Here is an 8,049-nt window from a genome sequence, read left to right on the forward strand (position 1 = left end):
CCTCCAACCGGTTCAATGCCTTTATTATAACATTGAAAACAGCGAATAAGATTAAGCCATTTTAAAAATGGATTTCAATTTTTATGCTTAATCCTTTTCCGGACATGCGGTGGTAATTTTTCTCCCGCAGTATCCAACTTGCGACGCAACTGTTTGACTTCCATTGCAATATCGACCGTAGCTTGCCGGTCCGTCTGCAAAGAAAGTATGACCACCTCATTTACGCCGGCTCCCTTAGGCAACCAGGCACTTGGTAAACGGATTGTCGTTTCGTCTTCGGCTACCATTTCGGTCCATTTTGCATTTTGACGATCAATGACGAGTCGAATCGGCTTCATTGTGTTCTCCTTCCACTGTATACGTGTTGCCGCCGGTACGAATAGTAATGGTTCCATTGCGATCCGTACGGTAAATGCGGATTCCCCGTTTTTGCAACCGTTTCAACACCGGTGCATGCGGCACTCCGTAAGGATTTCCGCGGCCGCTGGAAATCGTCGCCACCTGCGGTCGTACCGCAGCTAAAAAGGATTCCGTCGTGCCGGTCTTGCTGCCGTGGTGACCGACTTTTAAAACAGTAGCTGCAAGTTTCTTGCCATGTGCCTGCAAAAGTTCATGTTCCTGTAGCTTTTCTGCATCGCCCGTAAAGAGCATCGTAAATTGATTTGCTACCAATTTCATGACTATCGAGTGGTTATTATAATCCGGCATCCCTTTTTTATACATTACATTTTCCGTCGGTCCGAGTACATCAAAGTACACGCCTGCACCTAAATCAATCTGCATTCCCTGCGTAAGAACATACGGACGCAAACCTTTTTTAGCAAGCGTCTTCAAATACGTGCGGTAAATCGCATTTGTTTTAGTCAGACCGTCATCAAATACATACCGCACCGGTACGTGTTTCAATACTGCATAGGCGCCGCCTAAATGGTCACCGTCAGGGTGCGTAATGATCAGATTTTCCACTTCTTTGACACCGTACCGATCCAAATATTGAGTAAGTGCCGAACGATGTTCGACATCTCCCGTATCGATCAACGTCCACTTGCCCTGCCATTCAATCAGAGTGGCATCTCCCTGTCCGATATCCAGACAGCGAATTACCAATTCCTTTGATTCCGTAAGCGATGAAAAAGGATTGGGAAATTTCCACTGTGCTTGCGGATCGGACGACGCGCCGCCGGATGGGATCACATGCTGGCACCCCGTCAATACCATAATAAATGCAGTTACAATCAATATAAATATACTTTTTCTCATTCCATGACCTGTTCTTTATAGATATAGGGCAAAGTGTCTGCCACTTCAGTCGCTAAAAAGCCGTAACCGTATTGCTCCGCCAAACGATCCGCGGCAGCGCCGTGCCACCAGATGCCGGTCGCCGCCGCATCCGCCGGCGCTAAGCCCTGCGCCAAAAGAGCGGCAATAATTCCGGTCAATGTGTCCCCCGTGCCGGCCGTCGCCAACCCGGCGTTGCCTGTTGTATTTACCGCTAACCTTGTGCCTTCAAACAATAATGTCGAGGCTCCTTTTAAAACAGAGACCGCTCCCGTAGTGGCGTGCAGTGCTTTCACATAACCGGGTCGATCATTCTCTATTTCTCGGTTCGTCACATGCAACAACCGCGCCGCTTCGCCGAGATGCGGAGTAATCACGCATCTCGCAGGCAATCTATGTCCGGGATGTTGCGCCAGCGCATACAAACCGTCCGCATCGCAAACAAACGGACAGGGAATTCTTTCTGTCATAGCAAGTCCCCAATCGGTTGTCTCCTTGGCACGACCGATACCGCAACCGATGGCGATGGCATCATAGCCGGATACATCGATTTCCGTGTCCTTAAGGGTGAAAAAGTCGGTATCGCCGACCGGCTTTATCATTACCTCGGGAATATGACCGATAACATTTCGTGCTGCGTTTTTCGGCATGAACAATGTGACTTTACCGGCACCGGCTCGCAACGCCGCCTTCGCGCAAAGCAAAGCGGCTCCTTCCATACCGACACAGCCCGCAAAAACAGCAACATGCCCTTGCGTTCCTTTATGACTCAAGGGTGTGCGCCGCGGCCAGGTAATATTTTTCTCCGTAATAAGGACGGTCGATCCGACAAAATCCGCTTTTGTCATGGCTAAGTCAGCCACTTGAAGGTTACCCACATAGATTCGTGCAGGATACATGCGCAGACCTTGCTTAGCGGCGCCGATCGTTATTGTCAAAGACGCTTTAACGGCATCCCCCATGACATTGCCGGTGTCAGCATTTACTCCTGTCGGCACATCGATTGCCACCACAGGGCAATCCCGCTTCTTTGCCGTTGCATTGATTGCTGCAACGGTTTCCAGCAGATGGGAGCGTAACGGTGCAGTTAATCCGATCCCGATCAACGCATCTACGATACCATGCACTTCAGAAATCTCCGGTAATTGTCCGCCGGCAGCGAACGTAACTTGTCCGCCGGCAGCACAAAAACGTTCATAGTTGGTACGCGTGTCCGCGGTCATTTTTTGCGGGTCACCGATATGAATGACGGTTACATGCATGCCCGCCGTTACCGCATAACGGGCTGCCACATAACCGTCGCCACCGTTATTACCGCTACCGGCAAAAACCACCCAGTGCGCACCGGTATGCGGCGCATATATTTTTTCGATCGTGTCCCAAACGGCTTTACCCGCCTGTTCCATCAAATCAATCAACGGTCGCTGTGCGGACTCGCTCCATGCTTTTTCTAACGCCCGCATTTCTGCCGTATTAACGATTCGCATTCGTCTCTCCCAGTAAAGTAACTCCGGCGATAGCCATTTCTTTTTCATGACTGATGGAAACAGAGGCGCTTATAATGCCAAGGCTTTGCGCTTGCTCCGCGTACACACCGTGCCATTGCAGCATCGGTTGCCCCGGTTCACTCCATGAAATTTCCACGTCCGTAAATTTACCTTTACGGAACCCGGTGGTAAGCGCCTTGACCGCGGCTTCTTTCGCGGCATAAATTCCCGCCAATGACGCCCATTGCATTTGCACACGGCCTTGCGCATGAGCAATTTCGCCGGCCGTAAAAACGCGTTCCAAAAACTGCGGATGCCGCTCACAGGCTTTTTGGATGCGCGAAATTTTCACAATATCGTTACCAAAATAAATTTTCATTACATTCCCATCCTATCGAATGCGTCTATTGCTTGCGCAACTGTTGTCAATATGATAAAATTTTAAGGTATGAAGGCATGGAAATCGAATATACATAAAGGAGGTGACACCATTGCCGCAAATCAAATCCAGCATTAAAAGCATGAAGACCGACGCTGAACGTCGTGCCCAGAACACTGCGACTAAATCTCGTATCCGTACGGCAACCAAACGTACCGTTGATGCGATCGCCGCTGGCGATGCCGAAGCCGCTCAAGCCGCGTTTAACAATGCGTCCAAATTGATCGACAAGGCAGCCTCCAAAGGTGTGATTCATAAAAACAATGCCGCTCGTAAAAAATCGGCGTTGCGCAACAAGCTGCAAGCACAAAACGACGCAGAAGCTAAGTAATAAAGATAAAAAAGCTACTTCGGTAGCTTTTTTTATTTTTATTTTTTACTGCTTTATTCGCCCGACTCAACCGCTATATCATGGCTCAAAACTTCATAAATCAGCGGCAACTCGATTTTCTCCTGTTGCAATGTAAATGCCCGTTCCACTCGCTTTGCATACTGATCAAGGTCAGTATTTTTAGCGCCGTATAAACGTGCCAACGGTGTATTCTTTTCGACATAGGCTCCCGGCTCCGCGCAAAGACGAATCCCCACCTGTGAATTAATGCGATCGCCTTTCGCCCGACGGCCGGCCCCCAGCGACAATGCCACTCCCGCCAAAGCTAACGCGTCGATGGCGGCAAGATAGCCTGCTTGCGGCGCATTTACAGTGAGCGTATTGACTTTTTTTGTCAAGGGTTCCTGACCGATCCAAGCGGTTTCGCCGCCTTGCGCCGCGATCCATTCCGTAAATTTTTGCAAACCCGAACCGTCGGCTATTGCTTGCCGTGCTTTCGTCAGTCCTTCAGCAAGCGTTTCAACAACACCTGCCGTCAGCAAAAGCGCTGCTGTCAGATGGAGTGACAATGTGACCAAGCGCTGGTTGCCGCCGTCGGAAAGAACTTCGACAGCTTCATCGACTTCGAGCGAATTACCGATAGCGCTCCCAAGAGGTACATTCATATCCGTGACGAATGCCGTCATCTTGCGGCCGGCAGCCTCCCCGATATCTACCATCAGCTGCGCCAATGCTTTGGCCTGCTTGCGATTATGCATGAATGCGGCCGTACCGCATTTAACATCAAGCACGATACCGTCCGCGCCTGCCGCAAGTTTTTTGCTCATAACCGACGCCGCGATGAGAGGCATGCTTTCGACCGTTTCCGTCACGTCACGCAGCGCGTAAAAAATCCCATCCGCCGGTGCGAGCTCCGCACTTTGGCCGATAACCGCCAAGCCTATCTCATCCACCTGACGGATAAACTCCGCTTCCGTGAGCTGCACTTGAAACCCGGGAATCGACTCCAATTTATCCAGCGTACCGCCGGTAAATCCCAGCCCCCTCCCGGACATTTTGGCTAAATGCGCACCGCATGCCGCCGCCAGCGGCGCCACAATCAGTGTGGTAGTATCCGCCACGCCGCCCGTGCTGTGCTTATCCACCAAGGAATATCCTAAATTGCGGCCGGCAAATGTTTTACCTGAATGTTCCATTGCCAATGTCAGATCGGTCGTTTCCTTTTTGGTAAGCCCTTGGAAATATACCGCCATTAACCAGGCGGCCATCTGATAATCGGGAACCTCGCCCGCCGTACAGGCTTGTACCCATTCCTTCAATTCGTCCGCGGTAGCCTGCTCTCCCAACCGCGCTTTGCGAATCATTGCCAGTGCATCCATTGGTCCTCCTTGTGTAAATAAAAGCGGACTGCTTCGGCAGTCCGCTTTTATTTACGAAAATCACACTACTGACCGGTGCTGCCGATTCCTCCGGTGCGCACACCGGTTGCCTGATCATCCGCTACCAGCAGGTATTGCGAAAAAATCCCCTGCGCCACGCGGTCGCCTTTTTTCACCATGTAGGACTCTTCTCCTGCATTGTAAACGGCAATCATAATATGACCTTCATTTTCTTCATTGTTGTAATAGTCACTGTCAATAATGCCGGCGCCGTTAATCAGCAAAAGCTGATTACGAATCGAAATACCCGAGCGAATAAAAATGGCCAGGTACTCTCCCATTCCCATAAACGCTTTCAATCCTGTCGGCACTAATGTCACCTTACCGGGTAACAGCTCCACATCGGCGGCGCTTTCAATATCATAGCCAGCGCTTTCCGTTGTTTTGCGTTCGGGTAGCGTAATCTCTCGATCGGCATATTCCGTCACTACTTCAAAGCCGCGAATCGGTTGCACTCCGGTTCACTCCTTTGCCTTCGGGCTGTTTTCATTTTCGTTCAACAGCGCTTTACGCGACAAGTTGATACGGCCCTGCTTATCAATTTCGGTTACTTTAACCATGATTTCATCGCCGACGTTGACGACGTCTTCCACTTTTTCGACACGTTCTTTCGCCAGCTGCGAAATATGAACCAGACCTTCTTTGCCCGGCAATACTTCTACAAACGCGCCAAATTTCATCAAGCGAGTAACCTTACCCAAGTACACTTCACCCGGTTTTACTTCTTTGACGAGTCGTTCGATCATTTCGACCGCTTTTTTACCGCCTTCACCGTCTACCGAAGCGATATAAACGGTACCGTCTTCTTCGATATCGATTTTCACGCCGGTAGCATCAATGATGCCGTTGATCGTTTTGCCGCCCGGTCCGATGACAGTGCGGATCTGATCCACTTTAATCTGCATCGTGATGATGCGCGGTGCATACGGCGAAAGATCTTTGGCCGGTTCGGTAATGCATTCGGCGATTTTGCCGAGGATGAAATGGCGTCCTTCATGTGCCTGCTGCAGCGCGGAAGCCAAAATTTCACGGGATAAACCGTCGACTTTAATATCCATCTGGATCGCGGTGACACCCTGTTCGGTACCGGCTACTTTAAAGTCCATATCACCGAGGGCATCTTCCATACCCTGAATATCTGTCAAAATCGCGTAATCTTCGCCGTCTTTGACAAGGCCCATAGCAATGCCGGCAACCGGTGCTTTAATCGGCACACCCGCATTCATCAGCGACATCGTGCTACCGCAAACGCTTGCCATGGAAGAGGAACCGTTGGATTCCAAAATTTCCGAAACGACACGCAAGGCGTACGGAAATTCCGCTTCTGACGGAATTACCGGTACCAAAGCACGCTCCGCGAGCGCGCCATGACCGATTTCACGACGCCCCGGGCCACGCGTCGGACGTGTTTCACCGACACTGTAAGACGGGAAATTATATTGATGAATATAGCGTTTTTCTGTACGTTCGGAAACGTCATCAATCGTCTGCTTTTCCGAAAGCGGCGCGAGTGTGGTCACCGTGAGCGCTTGGGTTTGGCCACGCGTAAACAGTGCCGAACCATGCGTACGTGCGAGCAAACCGACTTCGCAGGTAATCGGTCGGATCTCGTTCAAGGCGCGTCCGTCCGGACGGATTTTATCGACGGAAATCATGCGTCGTACGATACGCTTGGTCAACGCATCAAGCGCCATACCGACATCCGCCATCTGTTCCGGATAAATATCTTCGAAATGCGCGCGCGCTTCTTCTTTGACTTCGTCCATATGCGCTTCACGCGTTTGTTTATCTTTGTCGAAAATCGCGTTTTTAAGGTTTTCCGCTGCGTAATCTTCCACCGCTTGCGAAATTGCTTCATCGACTTTATGCACGTCGTAAACGAGCTTTTCTTTGCCGACTTTAGCGACCATTTCCTGCTGGAAAGCAACCAGTCGACGAATTTCTTCATGGCCGAACATGATCGCGTCCAAGACCGTTTCTTCAGGAATTTCCTGTGCGCCGCCCTCGACCATCAAAATCGCGTCATCCGTACCGGCAACTGTAATCATCAAATCCGATTCTTCGCGTTGCTGCACCGTAGGATTGATCACGAAATTACCGTTCACCCGACCTACCTTAACGCCGGCAATCGGACCTTCAAACGGAATATTCGAGATGGAAAGCGCCGCCGAGGCGCCGAGCATCGCCGCCATTTCCGGTGCATTGTCCTGATCGACGGAAAGCACCGTCGCGACCACGTGCACGTCGTTGCGTACGCCTTTATCAAACAGCGGGCGAATCGGGCGATCAATCAAGCGCGCGTTCAAAATCGCGGATTCACCGGGTCGACCTTCGCGTTTTACAAATCCGCCGGGAATTTTCCCTACGGAATACAATTTTTCTTCATAATCTACCGTCAGCGGGAAAAAGTCCGTACCCTCGCGCGGCTTTTTGGCGCCGGTCGCAGTGACCAGCACGGCGGTATCCCCGTAGCGCACCATGACGGCACCACTTGCCTGTTTGGCAAACTTGCCGGTTTCGATAACCAGCGGGCGTCCCGCCCATTCTGTTTTGAACACCTCGTTCATGTCATTCCTCCTATTTTCCTTTATAATCCTTAACATTACAATTATGATTTATCATCTGCTATTAGTCAAGTTTTCAGGCGCAACGTCCTCATCGTGCATGATTCTGCCGGTAACATAATGGCGATCCACCACAATCGACAACTTATATTCGGGATAACGAGCGTGAATCATCTCCCTTACCTGTCGATAAATGGTCTCGTCATCGTCGCGCGTACCGTCTTCTACTGAAATATCAAAATGAACCGCCCAGATATCGCCCTGTTTTGTCGCAAAAAAGTCATGAACATCCCAACGCGGATTCACCTGCGCGATCAGTCGACGCACATTATTTTCAACCGCCAGTGTCGCCGGATTGGAAATGTTACGCGGATCCACGTGCACGAGTGACTGCGCCTTATACTTATCGCGTAAGCGCCGCTCAATGGAATCCGCCACATGATGTGCTTCCAGTAAATAACTGTCGAGATCGGAAGAGCGTCGTGTAGGGAAAGAGTGTAGATCTCGGTGG

8 protein-coding genes are annotated in these 8,049 nt (G+C 50.7%); 1 reads left to right on the top strand and 7 read right to left on the bottom strand.

Going from position 1 to position 8,049, the window contains the following annotated elements; translation table 11 throughout:
- Nucleotides 1-74: 74 nt before the first annotated feature.
- From RDN69_RS01160 to acpS, 4 genes are all read right to left on the bottom strand, one after another.
- Nucleotides 75-338: a hypothetical protein gene (locus RDN69_RS01160; protein WP_024049047.1), complete on the bottom strand. Its 264-nt coding sequence runs from the start codon at nucleotides 336-338 to the stop codon at nucleotides 75-77.
- Nucleotides 313-1,194 (bottom strand): ComEC/Rec2 family competence protein, encoded by an 882-nt coding sequence (locus RDN69_RS01165; RefSeq protein WP_288218143.1) that lies wholly within the window; start codon nucleotides 1,192-1,194, stop codon nucleotides 313-315. The genes RDN69_RS01160 and RDN69_RS01165 overlap by 26 nt, the downstream gene beginning before the upstream one ends.
- A 62-nt stretch (nucleotides 1,195-1,256) precedes the next feature.
- Entirely contained in the window at nucleotides 1,257-2,765 is a 1,509-nt protein-coding gene (locus tag RDN69_RS01170; protein WP_024049049.1) for a bifunctional ADP-dependent NAD(P)H-hydrate dehydratase/NAD(P)H-hydrate epimerase, read from the bottom strand.
- The gene (acpS, locus tag RDN69_RS01175) at nucleotides 2,752-3,144 is read right to left on the bottom strand and encodes a holo-ACP synthase (protein WP_273260021.1); all 393 of its coding nucleotides are present in this window, start codon (nucleotides 3,142-3,144) and stop codon (nucleotides 2,752-2,754) included. Before acpS ends, RDN69_RS01170 begins: the two co-directional genes overlap by 14 nt.
- Before the next feature lie 112 nt (nucleotides 3,145-3,256).
- Between acpS and rpsT the strand changes: the two genes are divergently transcribed.
- On the top strand, nucleotides 3,257-3,535 hold the full coding sequence (gene rpsT, locus RDN69_RS01180; RefSeq protein ID WP_024049051.1) for a 30S ribosomal protein S20: 279 nt from the start codon (nucleotides 3,257-3,259) through the stop codon (nucleotides 3,533-3,535).
- Between the two features lie 53 nt (nucleotides 3,536-3,588).
- Here the strand turns inward: rpsT and RDN69_RS01185 are convergent, their stop codons facing one another.
- The 3 genes from RDN69_RS01185 to RDN69_RS01195 form a co-directional block, all read right to left on the bottom strand.
- Nucleotides 3,589-4,914, bottom strand: a complete 1,326-nt coding sequence (locus RDN69_RS01185; RefSeq protein WP_273260019.1) for a thymidine phosphorylase — start codon at nucleotides 4,912-4,914, stop codon at nucleotides 3,589-3,591.
- A 65-nt stretch (nucleotides 4,915-4,979) separates the two neighbouring features.
- Nucleotides 4,980-5,429: a dUTP diphosphatase gene (gene dut / locus RDN69_RS01190; protein WP_024049054.1), complete on the bottom strand. Its 450-nt coding sequence runs from the start codon at nucleotides 5,427-5,429 to the stop codon at nucleotides 4,980-4,982.
- Between the two features lie 6 nt (nucleotides 5,430-5,435).
- Complete coding sequence (locus RDN69_RS01195; protein WP_024049055.1) at nucleotides 5,436-7,541, bottom strand: polyribonucleotide nucleotidyltransferase; 2,106 nt, start codon at nucleotides 7,539-7,541, stop codon at nucleotides 5,436-5,438.
- Nucleotides 7,542-8,049 lie beyond the last annotated feature (508 nt).

The sequence above is a fragment of the uncultured Negativicoccus sp. genome (genome assembly GCF_902480485.1).
GTDB classification, from domain to species: Bacteria; Bacillota; Negativicutes; order Veillonellales; family Negativicoccaceae; genus Negativicoccus; species Negativicoccus succinicivorans.